We start from the raw sequence: 26,578 nt of genomic DNA, 5'->3' as shown, positions 1-26,578 counted from the left end.
AACCTTTTGAGTCAACCTCAAGTAACCTTGGCAGCTTGGCACAATGATTAGAAGTTCACAATGCGGGCCACTATATATCTCCTTTTTTCCCCCTCAACTTACGCCTTTACTTCGTTTTCTGTAGTATTTATATCTACCTTCTCTTCTATCTTTTTGAAGGTTATATAAGAGAAGCCCATCGTAACTATACCAAATCCGCTAGCCGCAAAGAAAAGCAGGGAAGCTGGTATAAATGCAAACAATAAAATGAGGATGACGATACTTGTTACCATTCCGATAATGGCAATAGGATTCACTAGCCCAATCATAATCGCTTGCGTAAAATATTCATGACCCTTTTCTAGCTCGTAGTGAACATAAACCGGTAAGAGAAATAATAGAAGAACTGCATATAAAAATGTGAATAAAATGAAAGCCGTCATAAATAACATATACCACGTACCTTGTAACGTAGATAAAAATATGAAATCAATATATAGGATAAAACCAATAACTGTTAGTGCTACAAAAAATAAGTTAGATCTTAAAAATTCAGCTTTATAAGTAATCCAAAACGACTTGAAAATGGGAATGCTATCATTCCCTAAAAACCATTGCCTTATTATAGTATTCATAGCAGTCGTAGCTGGGGCCACACCGAGAACGATTAAGCCTAGTAATGAGAAAAGGATCCATAATACGTTTAAGTAAGCTAACTTCATGAACCACTCACAGACAACATATAATCCTCCGAAAAAACCACTTTTTTGCATATTACCTCTCCCTTTCTAACACCTTAAATATTCCCTTCCTCACATGCCGATTAAATAAGAAGCTTTGTTACTCTTTCAGCTACATCTAATACCCATTCCTCTGTATGGTGCACCGCAGTTTTTAAGTCGCACGGTTCTTTCATAATTGAAAATGCTGATAATACACCTAGCTCCTTTAGCTCTTCGTTATTCAACTCTAAACTACCACAAAGAGCAATGACCGGAACGCCTAAAGTTTTCGCCTCTTTAGAAACCCCCATGATTACTTTTCCAGACAATGTTTGCTTATCTAACTTTCCTTCTCCAGTAAAAATGTAGTCAGCGTCTTGTATTTTGTCAGGAAAATTCACTTCTTTCATGACAACATTGATGCCTGATTTCAAAGATGCCTGACAGAAAGCAACGAGTGCTGCACCGATTCCTCCTGCAGCACCGCCACCTTCAATTGTTAATAAATCGATCCCTTTTTTCTTTAAAACGATAGTAGCAAAGTGATGTAAGCTTGCATCTAAATGGGTAACCATTTCTGGTGTTGCACCTTTTTGTGGACCAAAAATAGCAGATGCGCCTTCATTACCACACAATGTATTTTTCACATCACAAGCTACAAGAAAAGTTGACTCTTGAATGCGATTGTCAAAGGTAGAATCATCTATATCAATGAGTTTTGAAAGGTTTCCACCACCATCAGCAATCTCCTTATTGTTTTCTCCTAAAAACTTCATACCTAACGCCTTTAATAGGCCAACACCTGCATCATTAGTTGCACTTCCTCCAAGGCCTATTAAAAACCTTCGATAGCCATTATTTAAGGCATGTTTAATTAGTTGTCCCGTTCCAAAGCTAGATGCTTGAAGCGGATTTTTTTCTTCATCAGAAAGTAACGTTAGTCCAGAAGCTTGAGAAACGTCGATAACAACTGTTTTATTATCTCCTAATATTCCGTAAGACGCTCTTACTCTTTTAAAAAGCGGATGATAAACCTTTGTTGAAACAAGCCTTCCATTAGTTGCATAAACCATGTTCTCGATCGTACCTTCTCCCCCATCAGCGAGGGGGACTTTAACAACGTCAGCATGTGGAATAACATTCTTTATACCAGCTTCAATCTTTTCGCAAAGCGATTGCGCTGATATCGATCCTTTAAATGAATCTGGTGCAATGACAAACTTCATCCTTACCTACTCCTCCATAAAGAAAACGCATTGAATGGTCAGAATCAATATGTTAAGTACTGTTTTCTACCTGTTGTTCGTATATTCTGGGTTAACAAGATGTTTCGGATTGTTATTATTTAAAACTTCTATGAGGTTTTCAGCAGCTAAGTGTGCCATTTTTAATCGTGTATTTATACTCGCACTAGCAATATGTGGCGTAGCAACGACATTTGGAAGCGATAATAATGGGTGGTCTAACGAAACAGGTTCTTGTTGAAATACATCTAACCCCGCACCCCAAATTTTCTTTTGCTTTAATGCATCGAACAACGCTTCTTCATTAACAATCCCACCCCGTGATGTATTAATGAGGATAGCATTTTCCTTCATCAAATTAATTTCATCATAGCTTATTAGATTTTCAGTTTCAGGAGTATAGGGTGTTAACAAGCTCACGAAATCTGCTGATTTTAATAATATCTCTAATTCAACGTGTTCTAATCCTAACTCCTCATCAAGATCAGAACGCCTTTTCGGGTTAGCATAGATGACTTTCATATTAAAGCCCACCGCTCTTCTCGCCAAAGCCTCCCCAATTCTACCTAAACCTATAATCCCAAGTGTAGATCCGTAAATGTCCTGCCCTGTTAATAGCATTGGACTCCACGTTCTCCAAGTACCCTCCTTCAAAAATGCTTCTGCCTCAACAATTCTTCTAGCAGTTGTCATTAATAAAGAAAAAGTAAAATCTGCCGTCGTTTCAGTTAAAACGCCTGGTGTATTTGTGACAGCAACACCTAATTCTGTAGCATAATTTACATCTATATTATTAAAACCAACAGCCATATTACTGACTACTTTTAAATTTTTCCCCTTATTTAGCAGTTCCTTATCAATAGTTTCTGTTAATAAACAATAAAGTCCATCAACATCCTCTATTTCCTTTAACAAAACTTCTCGCGGTACCGGTATATCCTCTTCCTCCCACATGAAAACTTCACATTGATCTCGAAGCTTCGAAACTACTTCATCTCTTAGCTTCCTAGTAACAAAAATTTTCGGCTTCAATAAGATATACCTCCTTTTAAGGATATTTTATACTAACCCTTTCCAAAGATTTGAAGTTCATCATTCATCTGTTGTTAACTATTTTCATAGACTAGGTCGTTGCCTATTTTCTGGAAATGGGGATTTTTCGAATTCTATAATATAATCACGTTACATACCTGACAAACATGCATCCCATTCATCCTTTTACGCCACCGGCAGTTATCCCTTCGATTAAATATCTTTGGAAGAAGATAAATACGATAAATAATGGAATTAACGATAGCGTTGACATTGCAAACATTGGTCCCCATGCGCTCTGTCCTGCTGAATCTAAGAACATTCTCAACCCTAATGCAACAGTATATAGGTTGATATTACTTAAATATAATAGTTGAGAGAAGAAATCGTTCCAAGTCCAAATAAATGTGAATATCATCGTTGTAACTAATGCCGGTAAAGAAAGTGGAATAATAATATTCCAGTAAATTCTAAATGGCCCACAGCCGTCAATTTCTGCTGCTTGCTCTAAATCACGAGGAATTCCACGCATAAATTGAACCATTAAGAAAATGAAGAATCCTTCTACAGCAAAGAATTTTGGTAATGTTAAAGGTAAATACGTATTTACCCAATCTAACTGATTAAAGATAATATATTGAGGAATGATTGTTACGTGAAATGGTAGCATTAATGTCACGAGCATTAATGCAAATAACACTCTTTTAAATGAAAAGTTTAAACGGGAGAAGGCAAATGCTGCCATCGAGCAAGAAATCACATTTCCGATAATCGCTAAAGTGACGATAAGAAAGGTGTTGATGAAAAATTTACCAAATGTAACTCCGGATAAACCAGCCCAGCCTTGAATATAGTTTTCAAACGTTAGTTCTGTAGGAAAAAAGGAAACGCTAGTAAATATCTCAGTAGGTTCTTTAAACGAGCTACTTACCATCCATAACAGTGGATAGAGCATAATCGTTCCTACTGCAATGATAAAGACATGTATCAAAACTTTGTTTCTCTTCTTTTTAGTCCTTAATTTTTTACTTTTTTCTCTCATTATATTAATCTCGGTATTCGTAGCTTTACTAGTTTCCATTTAAATCACCTCTATTGTTGATAGAACACCCATTTCCTTGACGATAGGAAAATAAGTGCGGTTACAAATGAAATTGCGAGCAGTAATACCCAAGCCATTGCAGAGGCATATCCCATTGAGAAATGTGTAAATGCTCTTTGATATAAATAGAGCGTATAGAATAATGTAGAATCTAACGGTCCACCACTTCCACCACTCACAATATAGGCTGGTGTAAAGGCCTGGAAAGCATTAATTATTCCCATGACTAGATTAAAGAAGACAATAGGTGTGATGAGAGGAAGTGTTATACTCGTAAATTGTTTGAATTTCCCAGCACCATCTATTAAGGAAGCTTCATATAATTCTGTTGGTACTTGCTTTAGTCCCGCTAAAAATATGACCATTGATGCTCCGAATTGCCAGATCATTAATACAATTAATGTGTACAACGCTGTACTAGGTGTTGAGATCCAGTTGATACCTTGAATACCGAAAAAGTCTAAAAAGTTGTTAACTAATCCGCTACCTCCAAAAATTTGACGCCATAAGATCGCAATCGCAACACTTCCGCCAAATAATGATGGAACATAGTAAATGGCTCGATAAAACCTTACTCCTCTTATTCCTTTATTCAGTAATGCTGCTATCGAGAGAGCAAATAATAACTGCAGAGGTACACCGATAAATACGTATTTTAATGTAACACTAACACTATTCCGCCATTTTTGATCCTCGAATAAAGCAACGTAATTGCTTAAACCTATCCATTCTGGAGAAGTAAACATATCGTATCTCGTAAAGGAGAAGTATAGGGATGCCCCCATCGGAATTGCTGTTAATCCTATAATTCCAAGAAGCCAAGGGCTTAGGAACAAATAGGCTACCCAATTTTTTTGTACAAAACTCTTTTTAGATTTCATATTATTTACTCCTTAATCAATCAGATGGAAGTGTTCATCTCCCTTCCATCTGATCGGTTGTATAATATTTCAATAAAGAGCTATTATTTTTTACTGGAAAACATTACGAGCGACGTTCATAAAGTCTTCCACAGCTTGGTCAACGGATTTTTGACCAAATGCGATTGCCTCTGCATTGTCAGAGAAGGCTTGCTCTACTTCACTTACCCCAGTAGGTGCATATGGAGCAGACTCACCATATGGTAGGGCTTCTTGGATAAACTCAACAGCGCGAGCTTGTGCTGGGTCAATTAAGTCTTGAACTATTTGTGATGCTTGTGTACCAGCAGGAGGTCCTTGTTCTACTTTAAATAATTCAATTGATTCCTCCGCGTTAACGAAGAAGTCTATAAACATTGCAGCTTCTTCAGGGTGATCCGATCTTTCTGCTATACTTAAATATGCTCCTTCAATGTATTCACCGTTAGCTCCACCTTCAATATGAGGCATTCTCACCATACGAAGTTCACCGTCATCAAACTGCTGTTGATATAAGTAAAGCTGGTTTGCAGGTATTTGAACGAGTGCAGTTCTACCAGTAACAAACATGTTAGCTTCTAGAGGTGCACCTTCAAACTCGTTTCCAGTAGCAGCATCTGGAATTGCTCCTGCTTGACGAAGGTCATCCCACATTGTCCACCATTCTCTTACGTCGTCCTCGTCAAATGCTAGCTTCCCTTCGTCATCAAACAAGTCATTTCCTCTTTGACGAACAAAGTAACGGAAGTTTGGTTGTAACTGACCTCCACTCATATCTTGAACTCCCCAATGATCATCAGAGCCCATTGCATCATTTAGTGCGTGAACGGTTTCGACAAAGTCATCCCAAGTCCAGTTTAGATCCGGATAATCTACTCCTAATTCATCAAATTGAGCAGTATTGTAAGCCCAACCTGGCATCGTGATTCCTTTTGCTACCATATAAATAGTATCATCTACTTTACCACTATCGATTGCAGAATCTTCAAAATCTGATAAGTCTAAAACGCCAGCGTCCATTAATTCTTGTATGTCTCGTAAAGCGCCTCTTCGTGCATAGTCAGATACATAGAATTGGTGCATACTAATAACATCTGGCGCATTACCACCCGCAATTTGTGTTGCTAAACGATCCCAGTAATCTTCCCAGCCACCAAACTCTCGTTGAACCGTAATATGAGGGTATTTCTCTTCAAATCTGTCAACGATTTCATTGTAAACTTCGTTACGTCCTGTGTCTCCCCACCAAGAAAAGCGGATTTCAACTTCTTCAAGTTCTTCAGCTGCCTCGTCGTCAGCAGTGCTATCATCTCCACTATCCTCTGTTTCAGTTTCACCACCATCAGATGAAGCGCTTTCATCTGAATCGTCACCACAAGCAACTAACCCCATTAATAGGAAAACTGAAATGACCCCAACCAAAAGCATCTTCCACTTGTTCAACATACCTCTTCCTCCTCTTTTAATTTAATCTATTTGACATATTGTCATAATCACCAAGTTGGTGATTACCCCCATATGTGAAAGGGCTTATATTAATTACGCTAGGTTAGTAAGGTTTTGTATAAACAGCCTTCATTACTGTAAAAAAGTCTATATTGGAATGTCCGATAGAAAATGCACCGCAACCTGAGTTTTTCACTCCCCCAAATGGCACATGCGCTTGACTTGCAGTTCCATGGTTAATATGGACCATTCCAGTTTCGATTGATTCAGAAATTTGATGAGCAATATTTAAGCGGTTTGTAAAGACGGAAGCTGCTAGCCCATATTCTGTTGCATTTGCTATATCAACCGCATCGTCAACGTCTTTAGCTTCTAAAACAACGAGTACAGGTCCAAATATTTCTTCCTTTGCAATCGTCATATTTTTAGTTACTTCCGTAAATAACGTTGGTTGTAAATAGAAACCACCTTCTTTTTCATTAATGTGAAGTCGCTCTCCACCATAAGCAAGATGTGCCCCTTCTTTTTTCCCTGTTTCTATATAGGAAGCGACAGATTCATATTGGTTTTTATCGATAACAGGTCCCATATTTACCCCTACTTGCCATGCTGGACCAACTTGAATATTTTCCATTTTCTCTTTTAAAAGTGCTATTAATCTATTAGATTGCTCTTCCAATACGATTACTCTACTTATCGCTGTACACCTTTGACCAGTCACCCCAAATGCAGCACTTACAATTTGGTCTGCTGCAAAAACTAAATTGTCGTAATCTAAAACGAGGGCAGCATTTTTCCCTCCCATTTCTAGTTGCGTTTTCGCTAGTTTTTTAGCAGCTATCTCGTTGATTCGTAAGCCAAGGCTAGTTGAGCCTGTAAAACTTACGCCTTTCACTAATGGATGAGATACGAGAGGATCTCCCACTTTGCTTCCTGAGCCTATTACGAGATTAACAACCCCTTTTGGTAACCCAGCCTTTTCAAAAAGTTCCATTAATTTTACAGAGGACCAAGGTGTTGCTGATGCTGGCTTTAACACAACGGTACAACCATAAGCGATAGCTGGTGCTATTTTTCTGACTGGTGTTACGACAGGGAAGTTCCAAGGTGCAATAGCTGCAATAACTCCAATTGGAGAGCGAACAACTTCTGCCTTTATTTCAGTGTTTTCACTCGGCTTAATTGTGCCTTCTACTCGAAGCGCTTCTCCTGCTGCAAACCTTGCTTCCGTTGCGCCACGTTTCACTTCTCCTTTAGATTCAGGAAGGATTTTCCCTTGTTCAGCTGACAAAATATACGCTAATTCTTCTTCGTTTTCTTCTAACAAATCTGCGAAACGATATAATATCGAAGCACGGGTAGTTGCAGATGTTTTTTTCCATAGAGCAAACGCAGCATTCGCTGATTTTACGGCAGTATCTACATCTTCAGATACAGAGCTTGGGAAATGACCGAGCACGTTTTCTGGTATGGCTGATTCGTATAAAGGCGAAGTATTTCCACTAATGCTGTCAATCCATTCCCCATTAATATAATTGGCATATGTGTGACCTGAGTTGGATGCTATCCAATCTCGCATGTTATTGTCGGACATGAAAGTTTCTTCCTTTCCTACAAAGTTTTATGACATTACATGACGTTTCGGCAAATTTGCTTTAAATCTTCTAAAGATGGCTGACGAGGGTTGACAGGAACATTACCAGAGAGCATTGCTTCTTTTGCAATATAATCAAGATCCTCTTCTGTTACCCCATAATCAGATAATGTTTCAAAAATTCCAACATCCTCTTTTAGCTGCTGTACAGCTATGACCGACTGCTCTGCTGCTTGCCTAGGGGATAATCCATCCACTGGCATATCGAAAAGCTTTGCAATTTCCTTATATTTCGTTAAATTTCCAGGTAGGTTATACTTCATGACCTCAGGAAGTAAAATGGCATTTACAGTTCCATGAGGAATACGAAAATGGGCTCCTAATGGGATCGCTAAAGCATGGGAAAGACCTAATCTTGTAGGATTAAAAGCCATTGCCGCTATTAAACTAGCTAATAACATGTCATAACGTGCTTGTAAATGATCCCCTTGTGCAACAGCCGTCCGTAAACTTTGTGCAACCATTCTCATCGATTGAAGGGACATACCTTCAGATATTGGCTGGGTTGCTTTATTTACGTAAGACTCAAGCGCATGTGTAAGGGCGTCCATCCCTGTAGATGCCGTTAAATTAGCTGGAAGTGTTACTGTTAATTCCGGATCACAAAGCGCTAGATCGGGGCAATTAAATGGACTGCCAACACTTAACTTTGCATTTGCCTCTTTATCAGACATCACTGACCAAATTGTTAACTCACTACCTGTCCCAGCTGTCGTTGGGATCGCGATAACTGGCGCACCTTTTTTTGGGACTAGGTTTATTCCGACATAATCACGAATATGGCCTTCATTAACGATCATTAATCCAACAGCCTTTGCTGTATCTAATGCGCTTCCTCCTCCTACACCAATGACACAATCACATTCCTCTTTTCGTGCAATGTCTCGCGCCGTCATGACACCATCTATGTGTGGATCCGGCTCAATATCGTTATAAACTGTAAACGGAACATCATTTCCCTTTAAAACATCTATTAATTTCTGTGTTACACCTGCTTTTTCCACTCCAGGGTCGGTAACGAGTAATGCTTTTGAACCACCTAGGGTTTTTATATGATTAGCGAGCGTTCTAACAGCTCCATTTCCAAATTCAATCGCTGTAGGTAACTCGTATCTGAAGATTTTATCTAAAGGCATTTTTACTTTCCTCCCCTTCATCTACTATTTCATCTGTTCTTAATAGGGCATCATGAATGTCGATTTCATAATATTCTCCCCATCTTTTCAGTTCGTCTTCTACTTTAGGTGGGAGTTCAATTCCATGTGTCATTTTTTTTATCCTACAGCGGTGTTCAATTTCTCCTGGGATAAGTATTTCCTCTACATTTGGCGCTTTCGGTTCTCGTTTTATTTCATCAAAATATTGATCGATTCTATTTTTAAATTCTTCTATTGGCATAAATTTAGAAATTTCAATTCCGATATAAAAATGACCTACGTTTTGTGGATCTTCCCAATTCTCATACATATTGTTCACATATCTACCAAATCCAGCTCCAGTGAGCACACCACTTAAAATATCGATAAACATCGAAATGGCATAGCCTTTCGGTCCCGCCATCGGTAAAACTGAACCTTCTAGCGCATCTTCAGCGACCGTCGTCGGATTACCGAATTTATCAATGGCCCATTCTTTGGGAATCGATTTCCCTTTTTGAGCAGCACTAATGATTTTCCCTCTTGCAACAACACTCGTAGCCATATCTAATATGAATGGCGCATACCTTCCTGCTGGTGCACCGATTGACAAAGGATTTGTTCCTAGAAAAGGTCTAATCCCTCCAGTCGGTGGCATCGTTTGTGATGCGTTTGACACAATAATCATAATGATGTTTTCTTTGATTGCCTTTTGTAAAAAATAGGAGCAAGTTCCAAAGTGGTTTGATCCCTTTACACCTACAGATGCAGTCCCATGCTGTTTCGTAGCTTCAATAGCAAGCTCTAGAGCTCTATTTCCTACGACCGAACCAATATGATTCTTACCATCTAAAAGGATAACGGGTCCGTCGTAATGAACTTCCATCTCTTCATCTCTGTTTATCATTCCTGCTTGAATTCTTCGTAAATAAATATCCGCCCTGACTACACCATGTGAGTCAGTACCTTGTAAATCAGCCTGAACTAATGATTCAGCTACAATTTTCGCATCGTTTTCTGGCAATCCTGCCTTTGTAAATAGCTTTTCACAAAAGGTTTCTAGTCTTTTCCAATGAAATCTACGGTTCACATAAATGCACATCCCTTTTGACGAAGCGTTTCATCGACCCAGCTTCGATCGATTGTTTCGTTTTCAATTGCTTCAAACATTCCAAGCTCTTTTGTTTCCTGTTCAGTTGCTAACTCGATAAGCTCCTCAGCAAAGTCTAACGGAACTGCAATCACACCATCCTCATCACCAACGATAATATCTCCAGGATGAACAATCATATTTCCTACTGTTATCGGGACATTAATTTCACCTGGCCCATCCTTATAAGGCCCTCTATGAGTTACTCCTTTTGCAAAGCAAGGATAATCATGTGATTCGAAAGCAGCAGAGTCGCGAATCGCTCCATCGATGACAAACCCTTCAATTCCATTTTTTTTAGCTAAGCGGAGCATAATTTCACCGATAATCGCCTGCGTCATATCACCGCCTGCATCTACTACAATGACATCTCCTCGTTCTGCCATATCAATTGCTTTATGAACCATCAAGTTATCTCCTGCTCGTGTCCGAACAGTAAATGCAGTACCAGTTATTTTCTTACTCTTGTGAAAGGGACGAATATGTGAATAAGTTCCTTGAAGACGACTCATATTATCACTTATGAGTGGGGTAGCTATATGTCTATATCTTTCTATCAGTGCTTTATTAGGTCTTCTGTTTATTGGTAAGATTTGAAACCCGATATTTTCCATATAGGTCATTCTCCTTTAGGACAGAATGTCTTTACTAATTGCAGAAAAATCTAATTCTCCTGACTCTCCTTCTTTATCTTTAAACATCTGTAAAGCATTGCTAGCAAAAGGAAGATTCATATCTTTAGCTTCATTTACTGCAATTTGAATATCCTTTTTCATAAGATTTAATTTAAAGCCAGGCTCATAGTTTCTTTCTGTTAAGCTATCAATTTTATTCATTAACATCCATGACGCACCAGAGCTATTACCAATAACTTGCTTCACCATTTCCTTGTCTATTTCAAGTTTTTCTGCTAGAGCAACCGCTTCACCAGATGCAATCATATGAATGCCTGCAAGCATTTGGTTTATCGCTTTAATCGCTTTACCTGCTCCAATTGCACCAACTAAGTATATTTGCTTTGCCATCGCATCTAAGACAGGACGTACTTCATCGAGAACCGCTTCTTCTCCACCTGCCATAATTGTAAGCGTTCCTTGTTGTGCACCTGCTGTTCCACCACTAACTGGCGCATCTATCACTCGAATACCTTTTTTTTGATAAACAGCATGCACATTTTTCATCATTTCTGGTGACCCAGAAGTCATTTCTACTAAAACGTTTTCCTTAGAAAGATTGCTAAGAACATCGTCCGAAAGCAAGACACTTTCCATTTCTTTATCTGTTGGTAAAATACTAATTAACACGTCACTATTTGAAACAAGCTCGACTAATGACGTATGTTCTATAGCACCTTCTGATTTCAATTGTTCCACTGGTTGCTTATTTCTGTGAGCAGCAACGTGTAATTCGTACCCACTTTTTAATAGGTTTTTTGCCATAGGAAGTCCCATTGCACCAAGACCAATAAAACCAACACGCTTGATAGACATGAATCAATCTCCTCCAATATAAAATGATCATGATAAATCTTGATTTTTATCTACTATACATGTAAAATAATAATGAGATATTGTCGTTTTTTGTAAGTTCATTCAAGAGTCACTACACCCTTGAATGAACACATTTTCTATGAACATACTATCTGCCTCTCCAATGAATGCAAAGGCTTACAAAACTGTTTCGTCTAGATCCCAACCTAATCTTTCATATAGTCTGCGACGCCCCTCTTTGTCACCAGACAATTCTTGATGGGCAAATTTCGCAACTTCCACCGCATACTTTTGCGGAACAACGACAACGCCATCTCCATCTGCAACAACTACGTCGCCAGGATAAATGGCAACACCTCCGATGGCGATTGGAATATCCTTTTCATAATATCTAATACGACCTTGATCCATCCCTTGAGAGATAAATTTAGACCATACTGGAATGCCTTGGTGAATAACTTCGTCTGTATCGCGAATACCTCCACCGTTTGTTAAGTATGCTCTTGCCCCTTTTGCTTTAAAGTCAAGCGTATTATTCGAGCCTAATAGTCCTACATCAACCCCTGCTACATCTAAACAAACGAAATCTCCTGGCTCAATGTCTGCTCCCCACGGATCATTACAAACTTCGCTATAGTACCATTTCACCCATTCCGTATACTCATCACCAGTTTTATTTGTCATTGGACCTTCAAAAGGTAAGTAACGCGCCGTTCTAGCAATCCCGACTACCTTTGTTCTAAATAATGGCTGGATACTATGATCTACAGTGCCATACCCGTGTAACCCAACCCAATCTAATCCATCTCGTACATCCGTTACTCTTAAATCATCATAAAGTTCCAAAAGCTCTTCTCTGCTAACTTTCGTTTCTTGTGTAGACATCATATCTTCTCCTTTTTAGTTAAATTTTTATCAGCTATCTTTGTGTGTTAACTTCTATTATTTAACTTAAAAACGTTTACTCACCTCCCTTAAAGAGTGAAAGCGTTTTCTCAAAGACCTGTTTTCGTTCCACAAGATTCTCTTATTATTAATTCTGGAACTAGCATTGTTATATAATTTTCAAGCTTTCTTTTTTCATCTATTGCACTTATCAAATTTTCAACAGCAATCCTCCCCATTAAATAACCTGGCTGTCTAATCGTTGTTAATGGAGGATTTAAATACTTCGACCAAATCGTTTCATCATAGCCAATAATGGCAATATCTTCTGGAATTGCTAGACCTAACTCGTTGATAGCACCAATTATTTCAAGAGTAATCATGTTGTTCGTTGAGAATATTGCATCAATATTAGCATTGTTTTTTATGAAACGAATGATCGATTCTCTTACGCTATCACTCTTTTGTTCTAGCTCTAATATTGTAATAGCTTCCTCTAGGAAGCCCTTTTCATATAATGCGTTTTGGTACCCCTTTAGCCTATCTTTCCAAGTACTTACATATGGATTTTGAAAGGCGATTGCTGCAATGTTTTTTCGGGAATTTTTAAGAAGGTGTCTCACTGCTAAATAAGCACCTTTTTCATTGTCTGCAATTACTGTATGCGCTGATAAGTCTGGAATTCTTCGATTGATTACTACGGTAGGTATACTGCTAACTGTGGATTTGTATAATGGTAAGTTTTGTCCTGTAGGATTGATGACGATGCCATCAACTTGTTTTGTCTGAAATGCTTTTATGTATTCCTCTTCTTTTTCTTTTTCTTCATTTGTGTTACATATCATAAGATTATAGCCCTTGTTATGGCATGCATCCTCTACGCCCTCTAATACGGTAGCCCAGAAAGGATTTTTCAAGTTAGACAACACCATACCGATGACGTTTGTCTTTGCAGATTTCAGCCCTTTTGCCAATGCATTTGGACGATAATCCAATTCCTCTATTGCTTTAATTACTCGTTTTCTCGTCTCATAAGTTGTGTGGGAATAATTACCATTCAAGATGCGTGACACGGTTGTTTTTGATACTCCCGCCTTTCGAGCAACATCTCCCATTGTAACTTTCATCGTTACCACCACTCTTTTGAAGGATTTGGAAATCGATAAACTAAAAGAGAAAAAATTATTTTTAATCTTTATCAATAGATTCATATTTTATGTATTTATACAATATTACTACTTTTGGAAATCGATAAACTTAATGAAGAAATCTAAGAGTTTTGTATATATGCAGTATTTTTTGTGTTGTTCACTGAAGAAGATTTGGAAATCGGTTAACTAATTAATTAAAATGTAAACGTTTTCTATTTATCTGTCAACCGATTTTAACAAATTAATTTTTTCACAATTCCTCCATGCAAAATAGACCTATTTTTTGTTAGGGAATATTACTAGAATGATTTACGGCTCAAAATGATTTAAATATAATGACTCCATCTCTGCTGATTCATGCGCATATTCAGGTGCAATTCGAATTTCTTGTTTTTCGTTTACTTCAAAGAAAATAAGATGCTCCATTACTTCGGGATATTTATCATTATCCTTTATTTCATCATGTCGAACTGGTTTTATAGTTATGATAAGAGAAGATAATTTGTTATCTTCAAATACCATTTCCAAACGAGTATCACGTTGTTCTCTCAGTTCATACCCCATCACATCTACATGATGAAACTCATGGAAGATCGCTTCATATTTTTTTTGATTACCGTCCTCTTCATAGTTAACTTTTGCTGCATCCGAAAGCATGTCCACAGTCCAATTAAAGGGATGATCTAGTGGAGAAAGCTCAGCAAATACTTGATGTGGGCGTGAAGCCTGCCTCCAATCACCCTGTCTATCTACAAACATAACGTTCTCTTCAATAAATATATGAAAAAAGTAATCTGTACGCTCAGAGAAAATCGTAAAAAATGATTTTTCTTCCGACCAAATCCCCTCACTAGTAAAGGAAGGCTGATCATTAAAAGAATACTTCCCTTCTACTTTATATTCAAGTTCCTTTGCTTCCTCTATCATTTGCATCCATTGTGCGTAATGGTATTCATGAGCACTCGGAAAAAAATAAAAACCTGCGCTCCCTCCTATAATGATTGCCATTAACGGAATCAACCATTTTTTTACCGGTCTATAAGTAGCCATCAAGATCATACCCACCCCACGTTTGCCAATATCCTTTTGCACGATGATTCGTAAATTCTAACCTCTCTATCCATTTTACCGACTTATATCCATACATTTTCGGATGATACAAGCGACATGGAAAGCCTTGCGAGTGTACCAATTTTTCACCATCAAATTGAAAGACGAGCATCGCACCTTCATCGAGTAATTGTGATACTGTAAAAGTATCGTAGTATACTTTGTCACCTGAATAAGCTGTTACATAAGGTCCTTCAGGAGATATATTGTACTCCGTAAAAATATCGTTTACTAAAACACCTTTCATCTCGACATTTAAGACACTCCACCCTGTAACACAGTGGAAATCATCAACAATTGTGTGAGTAGGAAGCTGCTGCATGTCCTCCATTGTAAATGTCTTTTGATTGTTTACAAGTCCACTCACCGTAAATGTCCATTCAGTATCTTCGTATGTCGGATAATCGCTCGTCACATTGTATATACGAAAGTAACCTCTTCTTGCGTTTGGGTCCGTAATGTTTAATATTGGCTGAAACCACTTTATCGCTCCACCAATGAATAAAAACAACACTCCTAAGCTTGTAAACTTAATAAAATCTCTTCGGTTTAATTTATTTTCTGCAATAGATTCGGGTACTGGAGCTTTTCTTTTCCACCACTTCGGCCATGGGAGATGGAGCTTAAATAAATGTCCTATAGTATGAACGAGTAACCAAGGGATAAATAAAAAAGTAAATAAACCGTGGAGGTAAACTGCTATATTTGTCATCTCTGGTGGGAAATAAGTATGAAAATACATAACAACACCAGTAACGATCCAAATAAAAATGAACGTGACATTGAAACCTACATTATAAAATTTTATGTAAGGCTTATTTTTTACGTATTTAAAAACAGACCTTAGACTGAACAATATAACAGTGGCGTACAAAATAGAAGTCCAAATATGGAATGGCACAAGCGGAAAACGAAGCTCATTAAACCACGTTCTCGTAGTTGGAAAATAAAGAAATAGTCCTGAAAGAAGCAATAAAACAAACAATACGCCATGTATGTGATGAATCCATTTTAAACGAATCAAAATATCCCCCCCTGCTACTTGTCACTTTATTGCTCCACTCTTACATGTCTTTTTTTATTTCTCTTATCACGTGTGCTAACTCAGGAAGAATCAATTTATTCATAGCAAGCTTCACTGCACCACTAGAACCTGGCATTGAAAAAATAGCTGTGTGCTTACTCACTCCAGCGATGGCCCGACTTAAAATGGCAGCAGAGCCAATATCTTCTGTATAGCTAAGCATTCTAAATAGTTCACCGAAGCCCACGATTTCCTTATCAAGTAATTTCTGCACAGTTTCAATCGTTACATCTCTATATGCAATTCCTGTACCTCCATTTAATAAAATGGCATCGATTTCCTCATTTTCGATCCCCTTCATAACTGCCAGATGTATGTCATTCATTTCATCCTTCACTATTTCGTATTGTTGGATAGCATGTCCACCGTCTATTAACAGCTCTTTTATTAGATTGCCACTTTTATCCGTTTCCTCTGTCCGTGTATCACTCACCGTTATGACTTTACATTTCACAAGCTTTGGTGCTTGTTTTTTATGTTCAAATACACTCATTTTTAATTCTCCTTGTTATTAATGGTTGTAGTGTACGTTTAGATCAAATAGTAACGATTACTATTTTAACTTTATATTATCGATTACTAATAATGAGGTCAAATATGATTATTTTTATGAAATGATCTCCCACTCCATTTTTTTTGCTACTTCAAGAAGACGAGGCTCCGGCTGAACTGCTACCGCATTTCCTACTAATTGCAGTACATCTAAATCTGAATAGCTATCTCCATATGCAAAGCTATTTTGCCAATCGACTTCATTTTCTATAAGTGCTTCTAAAATTTTTTCCTTTTTACGTTCCCCATTCACGTGAGAAATAGGAGCTTGTACGTTTAACTTGTTCTCCTTGTATGGAATAACCGTTCCGATTATCCGATCAAACGTAATATTTTCCGTTACAGCATAAAGAAGTGGCTCAAATGCCCCCGATACTAACATGATATAATAGCCTTCTTTTCTATGTGCTTCAAGCTTTTTAATTACCCTTTCGTCGAGGTTTTCTTTCATATGAGCTGCGAGCTCTTCGAAAAATTGCTCGACCTCCTTTTCTCGTATTGTCCCTAATGAAGAAAGAAAGCATTTCATAGAGTATTCCTTCATTTTTTTCTCTCTGTATAACTTACACTTATACGCAATATAAACGGGCAAGAGCCTTCCTATAAATTTACGATACTTATTTTTATGTACTGGGTGCGTTTTTAAATGTTTCATCATTAACGGAAATGTTTCTTTCGGAAATAACGTTCCATCAAAATCAAATATAGCAACCTTCATGACAAGCTCCTTCCATAGCAATTCTTATTTTTTCAACATTTTATATTATCTATTATTATAACACGCCATACGCTACTAATATGAGATGCTACTAAAGTTTCATAGGAAAGTGCCAGTTGAAATAAGCAGTATCTTTTGCATAGTTCCTGTTTCTATTAACTTATTAATATTACTTTCTTACTTTTATTAGCATGTTTTAGTAGAGTGTTTTAAGTGCTAATATAAAGAACAAAGGAAGGGATTTTTTAGATAAAAAAATTTTTTGGAGATAATGTCCACTTAGTATCAGGAGATTTTCTTTCGACGTTTCTGGCCAAGAAGAAGTACATGACGAGGAGAAAAAGATCAACATGTTTATTCTACGGATAATAATGGGGGGAGCACCCCTTCCTCTATTATAAAGGGGTAGCATTAATAATATATCGGTCTGGAGCAGGACCAACATACCTAAATGGATAACAAGTACATAAAGTTAATACTTCTTCATCAGTTGAGTAATCTATCACTGTCCTATCTTCTGCATCAACAATGAACATTTCTGATACTTCATATTGAAACGTACCATAGCTCATTTGAATTTCAATAATATCCCCCTCGGTTATTTCATTTAATTCACTAAAAACTGTATCTCTATGTCCCGCTAAAAACACTTGCTTCCCTTGGGCTGGATATGCAGTCCCGAAGTAATGTCCTACACCTACATCTAAATCTTCTTCTCTTGTCCCCTCAACAATAGCCCATTCATCATTTAAACTTGGAATTGAAATGATACCAATAATTTCACCTAACTCTGGTTCAATGTCTTCCAATATTCCATCTTCTATCAGTTCTTCACTTCCCTTCCCTTCTGATTCTAAAATGATTTTTTGAGCTACTTGAAGTGAATCACTATGCTTTGATTTAGCAGCAAATATTTGATACGAATTCACACTTACAAATATAAGACCTGTTACTAATAATAAAAAGCTAATCCATCTTCCCATTCTATCCCTCCTATTTTAAGGTAAGTTCGTGGCACAGGACCGTCTTTTACTAGCACTCCGTATACTTTCTTGGAATTGAGAACCAAAAGGTGTGTATATTATTTTCTGATTCAATTCCAACGTTGCCATTAAAAGTTGTGCCAATTATTTCCTTCACAATTGCTAATCCTAGACCCACGCCTCCTGTTTTATCATTTCGCGAACCATCAATTCTATAAAACCTTTCAAAAATCAAATCACGTTTATCAATAGGTATAGGCTGCCCAGGACCAGTTACTGCAATGATAATCTCATTTTCTACAATCTCTCCTCGTAAAGTAATCTTCCCCTCACCTTGGTAGTATTGAATTGCATTTTGTACAAGATTTATTACTGCTTGCCGGATCCCCTTTTCATCTATAAAAATGATAGATTGTTCTGTGAGTATCTCAAAGTCGATGTTCTTTTTATCAAGCTCTAGTTTGAATAACTGTATACAATCATGGAGTAATTTTTCGACTCTAGTACACTTTTTTTCATACGTTTTACTTTTACCACCAATATTCCATTCATTTAATTCATACAACTGATTAATCATTAGAATTAGTCTCTCTGATTCTTTATGTAATGACTCATATAACGCAGCATCACCACTAATAATTCCGTTTTTTAATCCCTCTAAATAACCGTTAATATTTGATAGAGGCGTACGTAACTCGTGAGCCATATCCGTAATCATTTTATTACGTGTATGTTCATTTTTTTTCAAAATGTAGGTTAGTTGATTAAAGTTTTGCGTCAACACACCTATTTCATCTTGCGAGTTAACCTCTATCGGACTAGGATAATCGCCATTCTGTAGCACTTTAGTAGACCTTGCTAATCTTTTTATTGGTTTCACTATTTTTTTCATAATAGAAAAATAAATTAAGCTTCCAAAAAAAATAATGGATAGACTGATCCAAATTAAATATGATAATAACGTATCACTAAATAATACCTGCATCGACTCATCTGCATTCGTCATTTCCTCGAGTAATGTACAAGCTGTATTGTATATTACAATACTACTCATGCTGATAAGAAGTGTAATGAGGATGATATTGAGACCCGTCATACGCCATAACAACCCTATATTGTTATTTGCCAGATTCCACTTAGACAACAAAACGATACCCCATTCCTCTAACAGTTTGGATCTTCTTCGGCTTCGAAGGGACATCCTCAATTTTCTCGCGTAATTTTTTGATATGTGCATCAATGGTTCTATCTAATATATCTACATCTGTGTGTGGATGTATTTGTTGAATAAGCTGTTCCCTAGAAAGAACAATATTAGGATTTTCCATAAAGTAAAAAAGGAGATTGAATTCATATTTAGTCAAATTTACAGGTTTTCCGTTCAGAAGAACGACTCCTTTTCTCGGTTGAATTATAAGACCGTTAAGGCTAATTTTTTGGCAAAATTGACCACTTCTTCTTAGTACAGCTTCTACCCTTGCCATAAGTTCTTCCGGGCTAAATGGTTTAATAACATAGTCGTCAGCCCCTATTCTCAATCCATTTATTTTACTTTCTGCACTTATTTTTGCAGTAAGCATTATGATGGATATCTCATTTCTTTTTTGGCTTCTTATCCATCGACATACTTCTTCCCCACTAAGCTTTGGGAGCATTAAGTCAAGAATGACAGCGCATGGAGAATATTGAAGAAATTGTTCCTTCGCTTCCTCACCATCAACAGCAGTTATCACATCATAACCTTCTTTTCTTAAGTAAATTTCGACTAAGTTTCGAATCATTTCATTATCTTCAACAACTTGAACTAATTGCTGATTTAACATTTCCCATCACCGACTTACTGTATTTAATTTCTATATTTAATTCATTTCATTTATTTTTTGGATTATCATGTCTTCATTCATTGGACCGATTGCAACATGCTCAATACGCCCTGTAGTATCAATCATAAAGGATGTTGGAACAGGTTGAACAGCAAAAAGATCAGCTACTTCTGTTCTTTCATCTAAAAGTATCGGAAAAGTTAGCTCGAAATCGTCTGCAAAAGTTTCCACATTCTCAACACGAGACTCTGTCTCAGTTAAATTAACTGCAAGAATAATGATGTCGTTCTCCTCATATGCACGCTGCATATCTGGCATTTCAGCTCGACAAGGAGGACACCAAGTAGCCCAAAAGTTAAGCATAATTTTCTGTCCTCTATAATCAGAAAGCTTAACACGATCACCATCCAATGTAGTTAACTGAAAATCTGGTGCAATATCTCCAATAAATATTCCTACCTCTTCGTTAGATACACCGACCTTAGCGGTTTCTTCAGTATTCCATTCAATGGAATCAATTATTGCCCACACAATCATACCTACTAACAAAGCGCCGATTAGCAAATTTTTTTTCATTTTTTAACCTCCATACAATCGTTGGTATATAAGAATGTAAGTTTATTAGTGCGTTTACTATTTAATCTAGCCCAAGTTTTCAAACCTAGTTCCTTCAATGAGACGTAAAAGGAAAATTGAGATGTTCGCAAGTTGTCCTGTAAAGAGTAGAATACCCATTATAACCATTAGCGTACCACCAATTTTCATAATTTTTCCGCTATACTTCATAACCCAACGGCTCGAACCTATGAAAAATGTAAGTAGTAGGAAGGGGAAGGAAAACCCTATTATATAAAATATTGTGTACACTGCGCCTTGTGATGGATTACTAGCTGCTAACAATAAAATAGCTCCAAACATTGGTCCTATACATGGTGTCCATCCTGCTGCAAATCCAATTCCAACAAATGTTGATCCTAGGTAGCCCGCTGGCTTTTTAGCGAAACGAAAACGTCTTTCCTTCAATAACCAATCAAATTTAAATAGCCCTACTACAAATAAGCCCATAAAAATTATAAAAATCCCCGCAAATCTTTGAATAAGATATCCTGAATCACCTACAAACAAACCTTGTACCCATGAACCAAAATAAGTCATTCCTAAACCTAATCCTAAAAATATCATGGAAACACCTATTAAAAAGAAGACCGAGTGTATCATTAACTTCTTACGTACTTTAAAGTTTTTATTCATATTTAATTCCTTTACACTCATTCCAGTTATATAAGATAAATAAGCAGGTAATAAAGGTAATGTGCAAGGTGAGATAAACGATATCACCCCAGCGAACAGAGCAGCCCATGATGTAACATTCGCTAATTCTTCCATTGATTAATTCCCCTTCTTTTTTACTAGTCTACTGATATAAACACCTATCCCAATGATTAATAAACCGAAATAAAACACGGGAGTTATAGGGATACTAAAAAATATTGGTGATCTGTCCACAAGGGCTATAGTTAAATGGCTTAGCACCCATAAAAAATAAATACTGATAACTTTTGATTCAGTATTTATTTGTTTTTTTTCTAAACGCAATAGCCAAATGAGTAAAATAGCATTTATGAACATCATGTACAGAAATACAGGATGATTACTCCATGGCATAAAATGAGATACTGGTTCCCATATTTTCTGACCTATCTTTTGCGTAAAAAAAGCATGAATAAAAGATGTAGGTAAAAGAATATATAATAGACCATGTAAATACATTGTCAGTGATACTTTTTTTTTCACATTACTATATAAAAGGTACGTGACCATTAATAGGATGGCTAAATATAATTCTGCTCTTCCACTTGGGTAACTAATGACAGCTAATGGATCAGATATAAAAATATTTATTTTAAGAGGAATTGTTCCAAAGAAAAATGCCATAATAAACATCCCTATACTAGTACTTACCGTTTCACGAAAATCTGACCAAGTAGAACCCCTAAACGGTGAGGAATATGTTAATAATAAGTAACCCGTCACCAAGCCCCCTGCTAATACGATCCATGCAATTTGTATAATAAATGGTCCCAATTGTACAGCACTATTCAAATTATGACACCTTCCTCTATGCATTTAATAAAGTTCTAATCATAACAATAAACCACTTATATGAAAATTTGATGAAAATAAATAATATTTACAAATTGAATCAATTTCAATTTCATCATTCAATTTCAAAAAAATATCTTCTCATTGAAAAATTTGCGGATTAACTTTGTTGTTGATTTTCACTTCAGGATACTCGCTTGTCTCTTCCTCTTCTAGTTCCCTCTGAAGCTGCATCCATCGAGACAGCTCGAAGCGTATTCTAGAAGTATATGCTCGGTGCCGCTGGCCAGGCTTTAAGAGGGAAGTGAAAAAAGGTTGATCTTTACCTTATTCAATTCTCTACCTCACCCCGATGGATCTTCAGCTCTTGCTTTTCCCGCAGGAGTCTCGTACCCTTGCATTTCAATCAACCTACTTTGAACAAAATGTCTTAATTATAATCTATTGAATACTAAATATGACATTTTGGGAGGTACTCCTTCTTTCATGCTTTTAAACAATCTACTTTTCAATTTCTATCATTATTGTATTATCTCGTAACAATGCTTCAATGTTTCTTTCCTCCTTTCGTCACAAAAGCTTCAAATTTGCTTCAACTAACCGTATCCTATATACTTTATAATAACATTATACCCATACAGGTATATGTAATCGAACTATAACTTTATCGTAAGGAGATAATAATATGTCTAAAAAGATTATCATTGTCGGAGGCGTTGCTGGTGGTGCAACTGCTGCTGCCCGTTTAAGAAGATTAGATGAAAAAGCAGAGATTGTAATGTTTGAGCGCGGAGAATATGTTTCTTTTGCTAACTGTGGTCTCCCTTATTACATTGGAGGCACCATTAATAAGCGCGAAAAACTTTTAGTCCAAACAGTTGAAGGAATGAGCAAAAAGTACAACTTAGATATTCGAAACTTAACGGAAGTAACAGAAATTAATAGAGAGGCAAAAACAGTTCATGTTAAAAATGTTAGGACGAATGAAACGTACGAAGAATCGTATGATGTATTGCTTCTATCTCCAGGAGCAAAGCCTATCGTTCCCAAAATTGAAGGCATCGAGAATGCGAATCATTTGTTCACATTGAGAAATGTACCAGACACCGATCGGATTAAATCATTCGTTACTGAAGAGAAGCCCAAATCGGCAATCGTTATTGGGGGAGGCTTTATTGGTTTAGAAATGGTAGAAAACTTGCGAGAGCTCGGTATTGATGTCACTTTAGTAGAAATGGCGAGTCAAGTGTTAGCACCACTAGACTATGAAATGGCTGCGATTGTTCAAAATGAATTAAAATCCCATGGGGTACATTTAATACTTGAAGACGGCGTAAAAGCTTTCAAAGAAAATGGTAGCAAGGTCATCTTAAATAGTGGTAAAGAACTTACAACAGATATGATCATTTTGTCAATTGGTGTAACACCAGAAAACACACTAGCAAATGATGCTGGTTTACGATTAGGAGCACGTGGCGGTATTGTAGTAAATGAGTTTTTACAAACAGAAGATGCTAGTATTTATGCTGTTGGAGATGCCATTGAAGTTGTTGATTATATCACGCAACAGCCTGCGATGATTCCATTAGCAGGACCCGCAAACCGACAAGCTAGAATTGTTGCTGACAATATATATGGCAGAGGGAAAAAATATGCAGGAACTCTTGGGACGGCAGTTGTAAAAGTATTCGATCTTACAGTAGCAACTACCGGTAATAATGAGAGAATCTTAAAGAAACAAGGAGTCGACTATGAAGCCGTTCATATTCACCCAGGATCTCATGCGGGATATTATCCTGGTGCAAGTTCTATTCATTTAAAACTACTCTTTTCGAGAGAAAACGGAAAAATTTATGGTGCACAAGCAGTTGGACGTACAGGGGTTGAGAAACGAATCGATGTGATTGCGACTGCTATCAAAGGCAATTTAGATGTTTTTGACTTAACGGAACTTGAGCTATCCTATGCACCGCCATTCTCCTCTGCAAAAGACCCTGTCAATATGGTAGGCTATGTTGCAGCAAACATCATTGAGGATGGTATCAAAACGGTTCAATGGCATGAGATTGATGACATTGTTGAGTATGGAGCTGTACTCATTGATGTCCGAGAACCTTCTGAATTGGAAGCGGGTTACATTAAAGGAGCTAAAAATATTCCATTAGGTGAATTAAGAGACCGTTTAGGAGAACTGCAGTCTAATGAAACAGTGTATATAAACTGCCAAGTTGGGCTCCGCGGGTACTTAGCAACACGTATATTACTAGAAAACGGATATGATGCGATTAATCTAGATGGTGGGTGGAAGACGTATTCTATGGCAAAGATCTAGAAAAAAGGAAGCAGCGGTTTAATCCTCTGCTTCCTTTTTTGTAATACCGTTCGTCCATTAATTATAAGATTTGAAAGTTAAGTTACTCCTTCGTTATTTGAACGGAGCTGCTTTTATTCTTTTCGGTCCTCTTCTGTTTATAAGATTAACTGCGTTACCAATAAATAGACTCCTACCAGGAGCCAAAGCCAAGGACCAGGTCATATAGGAGGCATTTTCTTCTGCTTTCCTTTCCTTTTCCTTGTATTTTCTAAAGTACTTCACATACCATTACTACAAGTTTTATCAACTTTCCTCTCATCTGACATTATTTATAAGACCTTCCTTCTAAAACTTCGTAGGACATATTTTCATCGCCTTTCACTATTTAAGAAAAACTAAAAACTAGCTTTGTAAAGCTCGTTTTTAGTATTTTCTTAGAAGCGGTGAAGAAATGATGACACATGTCTTTAAAGTAGTAGTGAGTGCCTCTTCTCGCCACTACGCGTGGCATCATTTCCACCGCCTAATTTCTACTATATTACCTTTTAAAAAATCAGGAGAATAGTCTCCCGATTTCATTTAGCCTTTTTTAATCCAAAATTTCAAGATACCATCTTCTTCTAGATCTGTAACTAATTCATGTCCACCTGATTTAGCCCAAGCTGTTAAGTCATTTTTTGCACCTTTGTCAGTAGCATGAATTTCTAATACTTGACCAGTATCTAATTGCTCCATCATTTTCTTAGTGCGTACAATTGGCATAGGGCAAGCAAGTCCTTTTGCATCTAATAATTTATCAGCATTCACTTAAAAAACCTCCATTAAATTATCTTTTTTAGTTATTTTACTGCACATCGGTTCGGTCCAATTTCCATTTCACGTTGCTTTTCTTCGTCTGGAGTGATTTTCCCCATGTTTGTCTCACGTATTTCTTTATATGCATTTGGTTGGGGTGGTAAGTTCTCTGTAACTACTCTTCTAAATTCACTTTCGTCTTCTATATTAAGGCCATGGTTGTTCGTAAACAATGCACCTAATTTTTCAGCAACACTACCGTCAGTATTTAACTCTTCAATAATCATAAAATGTGCTGGTAGAACTAGTAATTCATCTGATAAATCTCTGTAACGTGTATACAATGATTCACGTAAATCTCCTACCCAATCTTCAGCCATCCCAGCTAAATCTGGTCTTCCAATAGAATCAATAAATAGAATATCCCCTGTTAACAAATAAGCATCATCAACGATAAAAGAAGTAGATCCTATTGTGTGCCCTGGAGAATATAAAGCATGAATCTTAATAGTGGAATTTCCAATTAAGACTTCATTATCACCATCTAGTGCTTCATACTCAAAAACAACTTCATCTGCATCCTTCGAAGGTAACCAGTAAGTTGCTCCTGTAAGCTCTGCAATCTTTCTTCCACCTGAGATGTGATCAGCGTGTAAATGTGTATCAAAGACATTTGTAATATTCACACCTATCTCCTGCGCAAAGTTTACAAATTTATCAGCCATGCGAGTGGCATCGATGACAGCTGCTTCCCCATTAGAAACAACCATGTACGAAAGACACCCTTTACCTAGACGAACAAATTGATACAATTCCCCACCATTTTTTAATTTCCCAACTTTCACAGGCTCTAAATATTCACTCCAGGCTTTCATGCCACCTTTTAAATAAGCAACGTCAATACCAGCCTCTGATAGCATTTCGGCAACCATTATAGATGATCCTTCTTTTGCACAAACCACTAAAACTTGACTATTTTCAGGAATTTTTCCCATGATATTCTCAATTCCATCTAAAAGTTCAAAATATGGAATGTTATAATACTTAAATTTCTTTCCTTCAATTTTCCAGTCAGAAAAGTCAGCTTCATTACGAACATCTAGAATAAACAGTTCTTTTTTTTCAATTACATTTCTGGCCACTTCACTTGCATGCATTTCTCTTACAGCCATCCACAATTACCCCCTATTGTATATTTACCACAAA

Annotated in this window: 26 protein-coding genes; 1 reads left to right on the top strand and 25 read right to left on the bottom strand. The window is 37.0% G+C overall.

Going from position 1 to position 26,578, the window contains the following annotated elements; genetic code table 11:
- Positions 1-98 precede the first annotated feature (98 nt).
- The 23 genes from BCELL_RS06840 to BCELL_RS06730 form a co-directional block, all read right to left on the bottom strand.
- Positions 99-752 carry a YesL family protein gene (locus tag BCELL_RS06840; RefSeq protein ID WP_013487954.1) on the bottom strand — a complete coding sequence of 218 codons (654 nt, stop codon included), beginning with the start codon at positions 750-752 and terminating at the stop codon, positions 99-101.
- Positions 753-802: 50 nt separating this feature from the next.
- Positions 803-1,927 carry a glycerate kinase family protein gene (locus BCELL_RS06835; RefSeq protein ID WP_013487953.1) on the bottom strand — a complete coding sequence of 375 codons (1,125 nt, stop codon included), beginning with the start codon at positions 1,925-1,927 and terminating at the stop codon, positions 803-805.
- 66 nt (positions 1,928-1,993) lie between these two features.
- Positions 1,994-2,977: a 2-hydroxyacid dehydrogenase gene (locus tag BCELL_RS06830; RefSeq protein ID WP_013487952.1), complete on the bottom strand. Its 984-nt coding sequence runs from the start codon at positions 2,975-2,977 to the stop codon at positions 1,994-1,996.
- A 178-nt stretch (positions 2,978-3,155) separates the two neighbouring features.
- Positions 3,156-4,058 (bottom strand): carbohydrate ABC transporter permease, encoded by a 903-nt coding sequence (locus BCELL_RS06825; RefSeq protein ID WP_013487951.1) that lies wholly within the window; start codon positions 4,056-4,058, stop codon positions 3,156-3,158.
- 11 nt (positions 4,059-4,069) lie between these two features.
- Complete coding sequence (locus BCELL_RS06820; protein WP_013487950.1) at positions 4,070-4,960, bottom strand: carbohydrate ABC transporter permease; 891 nt, start codon at positions 4,958-4,960, stop codon at positions 4,070-4,072.
- Between the two features lie 90 nt (positions 4,961-5,050).
- A complete protein-coding gene (locus BCELL_RS06815; protein WP_013487949.1) occupies positions 5,051-6,424 on the bottom strand; it encodes an ABC transporter substrate-binding protein in 1,374 nt (457 codons plus the stop codon).
- A 103-nt stretch (positions 6,425-6,527) separates the two neighbouring features.
- Positions 6,528-8,018 carry an aldehyde dehydrogenase family protein gene (locus tag BCELL_RS06810; RefSeq protein WP_013487948.1) on the bottom strand — a complete coding sequence of 497 codons (1,491 nt, stop codon included), beginning with the start codon at positions 8,016-8,018 and terminating at the stop codon, positions 6,528-6,530.
- A 35-nt stretch (positions 8,019-8,053) separates the two neighbouring features.
- Entirely contained in the window at positions 8,054-9,214 is a 1,161-nt protein-coding gene (locus BCELL_RS06805) for an iron-containing alcohol dehydrogenase (RefSeq protein ID WP_013487947.1), read from the bottom strand.
- Complete coding sequence (locus BCELL_RS06800; protein WP_013487946.1) at positions 9,201-10,304, bottom strand: Ldh family oxidoreductase; 1,104 nt, start codon at positions 10,302-10,304, stop codon at positions 9,201-9,203. The genes BCELL_RS06805 and BCELL_RS06800 overlap by 14 nt, the downstream gene beginning before the upstream one ends.
- The gene (locus BCELL_RS06795; RefSeq protein ID WP_013487945.1) at positions 10,301-10,978 is read right to left on the bottom strand and encodes an RraA family protein; all 678 of its coding nucleotides are present in this window, start codon (positions 10,976-10,978) and stop codon (positions 10,301-10,303) included. Before BCELL_RS06795 ends, BCELL_RS06800 begins: the two co-directional genes overlap by 4 nt.
- A 15-nt stretch (positions 10,979-10,993) precedes the next feature.
- Positions 10,994-11,854, bottom strand: coding sequence for an NAD(P)-dependent oxidoreductase (locus BCELL_RS06790; protein ID WP_013487944.1), 861 nt, complete (start codon positions 11,852-11,854; stop codon positions 10,994-10,996).
- 177 nt (positions 11,855-12,031) lie between these two features.
- Positions 12,032-12,742 (bottom strand): RraA family protein, encoded by a 711-nt coding sequence (locus BCELL_RS06785; RefSeq protein ID WP_245546959.1) that lies wholly within the window; start codon positions 12,740-12,742, stop codon positions 12,032-12,034.
- 107 nt (positions 12,743-12,849) lie between these two features.
- Entirely contained in the window at positions 12,850-13,866 is a 1,017-nt protein-coding gene (locus BCELL_RS06780; RefSeq protein ID WP_013487942.1) for a LacI family DNA-binding transcriptional regulator, read from the bottom strand.
- 333 nt (positions 13,867-14,199) lie between these two features.
- A complete protein-coding gene (locus BCELL_RS06775; RefSeq protein ID WP_157184179.1) occupies positions 14,200-14,943 on the bottom strand; it encodes a hypothetical protein in 744 nt (247 codons plus the stop codon).
- On the bottom strand, positions 14,927-16,024 hold the full coding sequence (locus tag BCELL_RS06770) for a molybdopterin-dependent oxidoreductase (RefSeq protein ID WP_013487940.1): 1,098 nt from the start codon (positions 16,022-16,024) through the stop codon (positions 14,927-14,929). Before BCELL_RS06770 ends, BCELL_RS06775 begins: the two co-directional genes overlap by 17 nt.
- Positions 16,025-16,064: 40 nt before the next feature.
- Positions 16,065-16,577 (bottom strand): MogA/MoaB family molybdenum cofactor biosynthesis protein, encoded by a 513-nt coding sequence (locus BCELL_RS06765; protein WP_013487939.1) that lies wholly within the window; start codon positions 16,575-16,577, stop codon positions 16,065-16,067.
- A 114-nt stretch (positions 16,578-16,691) separates the two neighbouring features.
- Positions 16,692-17,354, bottom strand: coding sequence for an HAD family hydrolase (locus tag BCELL_RS06760; protein WP_013487938.1), 663 nt, complete (start codon positions 17,352-17,354; stop codon positions 16,692-16,694).
- A 395-nt stretch (positions 17,355-17,749) separates the two neighbouring features.
- Positions 17,750-18,337 (bottom strand): class D sortase, encoded by a 588-nt coding sequence (locus BCELL_RS06755; RefSeq protein WP_013487937.1) that lies wholly within the window; start codon positions 18,335-18,337, stop codon positions 17,750-17,752.
- Positions 18,338-18,386: 49 nt separating this feature from the next.
- The gene (locus BCELL_RS06750; RefSeq protein ID WP_049786628.1) at positions 18,387-19,481 is read right to left on the bottom strand and encodes a sensor histidine kinase; all 1,095 of its coding nucleotides are present in this window, start codon (positions 19,479-19,481) and stop codon (positions 18,387-18,389) included.
- Positions 19,474-20,160, bottom strand: a complete 687-nt coding sequence (locus BCELL_RS06745) for a response regulator transcription factor (protein WP_013487935.1) — start codon at positions 20,158-20,160, stop codon at positions 19,474-19,476. The genes BCELL_RS06750 and BCELL_RS06745 overlap by 8 nt, the downstream gene beginning before the upstream one ends.
- 36 nt (positions 20,161-20,196) lie before the next feature.
- Positions 20,197-20,736 carry a redoxin domain-containing protein gene (locus BCELL_RS06740; RefSeq protein WP_013487934.1) on the bottom strand — a complete coding sequence of 180 codons (540 nt, stop codon included), beginning with the start codon at positions 20,734-20,736 and terminating at the stop codon, positions 20,197-20,199.
- A gap of 66 nt (positions 20,737-20,802) precedes the next feature.
- The gene (locus tag BCELL_RS06735; RefSeq protein WP_013487933.1) at positions 20,803-21,546 is read right to left on the bottom strand and encodes a cytochrome c biogenesis CcdA family protein; all 744 of its coding nucleotides are present in this window, start codon (positions 21,544-21,546) and stop codon (positions 20,803-20,805) included.
- A 3-nt stretch (positions 21,547-21,549) separates the two neighbouring features.
- A complete protein-coding gene (locus BCELL_RS06730) occupies positions 21,550-22,263 on the bottom strand; it encodes a hypothetical protein (protein ID WP_013487932.1) in 714 nt (237 codons plus the stop codon).
- Positions 22,264-22,948: 685 nt separating this feature from the next.
- On the opposite strand from BCELL_RS06730, the gene BCELL_RS06725 reads away from it, so the two are divergent.
- Positions 22,949-24,595: a CoA-disulfide reductase gene (locus BCELL_RS06725; RefSeq protein WP_013487931.1), complete on the top strand. Its 1,647-nt coding sequence runs from the start codon at positions 22,949-22,951 to the stop codon at positions 24,593-24,595.
- A gap of 561 nt (positions 24,596-25,156) precedes the next feature.
- On the opposite strand, the gene BCELL_RS06720 is transcribed toward BCELL_RS06725, so the two are convergent.
- Both BCELL_RS06720 and BCELL_RS06715 read right to left on the bottom strand, forming a co-directional pair.
- Complete coding sequence (locus tag BCELL_RS06720; RefSeq protein WP_013487930.1) at positions 25,157-25,384, bottom strand: sulfurtransferase TusA family protein; 228 nt, start codon at positions 25,382-25,384, stop codon at positions 25,157-25,159.
- Positions 25,385-25,416: 32 nt separating this feature from the next.
- Positions 25,417-26,544, bottom strand: a complete 1,128-nt coding sequence (locus BCELL_RS06715; protein WP_013487929.1) for an MBL fold metallo-hydrolase — start codon at positions 26,542-26,544, stop codon at positions 25,417-25,419.
- Between the last annotated feature and the right edge of the window lie 34 nt (positions 26,545-26,578).

The organism is Evansella cellulosilytica DSM 2522, from assembly GCF_000177235.2.
In the GTDB taxonomy this organism is placed as follows: domain Bacteria; phylum Bacillota; class Bacilli; order Bacillales; family Salisediminibacteriaceae; genus Evansella; species Evansella cellulosilytica.
Note: the sequence above shows the minus strand (reverse complement) of the source record. Positions and strands in the feature narration are given on the sequence as shown.

Bases quoted from the DNA above. Each gene is read 5' to 3' on its own strand.
- BCELL_RS06795 (WP_013487945.1), bottom strand. From the start codon at position 10,978: ATGGAAAATATCGGGTTTCAAATCTTACCAATAAACAGAAGACCTAAT.
- BCELL_RS06820 (WP_013487950.1), bottom strand. From the start codon at position 4,960: ATGAAATCTAAAAAGAGTTTTGTACAAAAAAATTGGGTAGCCTATTTG.
- BCELL_RS06725 (WP_013487931.1), top strand. From the start codon at position 22,949: ATGTCTAAAAAGATTATCATTGTCGGAGGCGTTGCTGGTGGTGCAACT.
- BCELL_RS06835 (WP_013487953.1), bottom strand. From the start codon at position 1,927: ATGAAGTTTGTCATTGCACCAGATTCATTTAAAGGATCGATATCAGCG.
- BCELL_RS06780 (WP_013487942.1), bottom strand. From the start codon at position 13,866: ATGAAAGTTACAATGGGAGATGTTGCTCGAAAGGCGGGAGTATCAAAA.
- BCELL_RS06745 (WP_013487935.1), bottom strand. From the start codon at position 20,160: ATGTTAAATCAGCAATTAGTTCAAGTTGTTGAAGATAATGAAATGATT.
- BCELL_RS06715 (WP_013487929.1), bottom strand. From the start codon at position 26,544: ATGGCTGTAAGAGAAATGCATGCAAGTGAAGTGGCCAGAAATGTAATT.
- BCELL_RS06785 (WP_245546959.1), bottom strand. From the start codon at position 12,742: ATGATGTCTACACAAGAAACGAAAGTTAGCAGAGAAGAGCTTTTGGAA.
- BCELL_RS06765 (WP_013487939.1), bottom strand. From the start codon at position 16,577: ATGAGTGTATTTGAACATAAAAAACAAGCACCAAAGCTTGTGAAATGT.
- BCELL_RS06815 (WP_013487949.1), bottom strand. From the start codon at position 6,424: ATGTTGAACAAGTGGAAGATGCTTTTGGTTGGGGTCATTTCAGTTTTC.
- BCELL_RS06790 (WP_013487944.1), bottom strand. From the start codon at position 11,854: ATGTCTATCAAGCGTGTTGGTTTTATTGGTCTTGGTGCAATGGGACTT.
- BCELL_RS06760 (WP_013487938.1), bottom strand. From the start codon at position 17,354: ATGAAGGTTGCTATATTTGATTTTGATGGAACGTTATTTCCGAAAGAA.
- BCELL_RS06810 (WP_013487948.1), bottom strand. From the start codon at position 8,018: ATGTCCGACAATAACATGCGAGATTGGATAGCATCCAACTCAGGTCAC.
- BCELL_RS06825 (WP_013487951.1), bottom strand. From the start codon at position 4,058: ATGGAAACTAGTAAAGCTACGAATACCGAGATTAATATAATGAGAGAA.
- BCELL_RS06805 (WP_013487947.1), bottom strand. From the start codon at position 9,214: ATGCCTTTAGATAAAATCTTCAGATACGAGTTACCTACAGCGATTGAA.
- BCELL_RS06755 (WP_013487937.1), bottom strand. From the start codon at position 18,337: ATGGGAAGATGGATTAGCTTTTTATTATTAGTAACAGGTCTTATATTT.
- BCELL_RS06740 (WP_013487934.1), bottom strand. From the start codon at position 20,736: ATGAAAAAAAATTTGCTAATCGGCGCTTTGTTAGTAGGTATGATTGTG.
- BCELL_RS06840 (WP_013487954.1), bottom strand. From the start codon at position 752: ATGCAAAAAAGTGGTTTTTTCGGAGGATTATATGTTGTCTGTGAGTGG.
- BCELL_RS06735 (WP_013487933.1), bottom strand. From the start codon at position 21,546: ATGGAAGAATTAGCGAATGTTACATCATGGGCTGCTCTGTTCGCTGGG.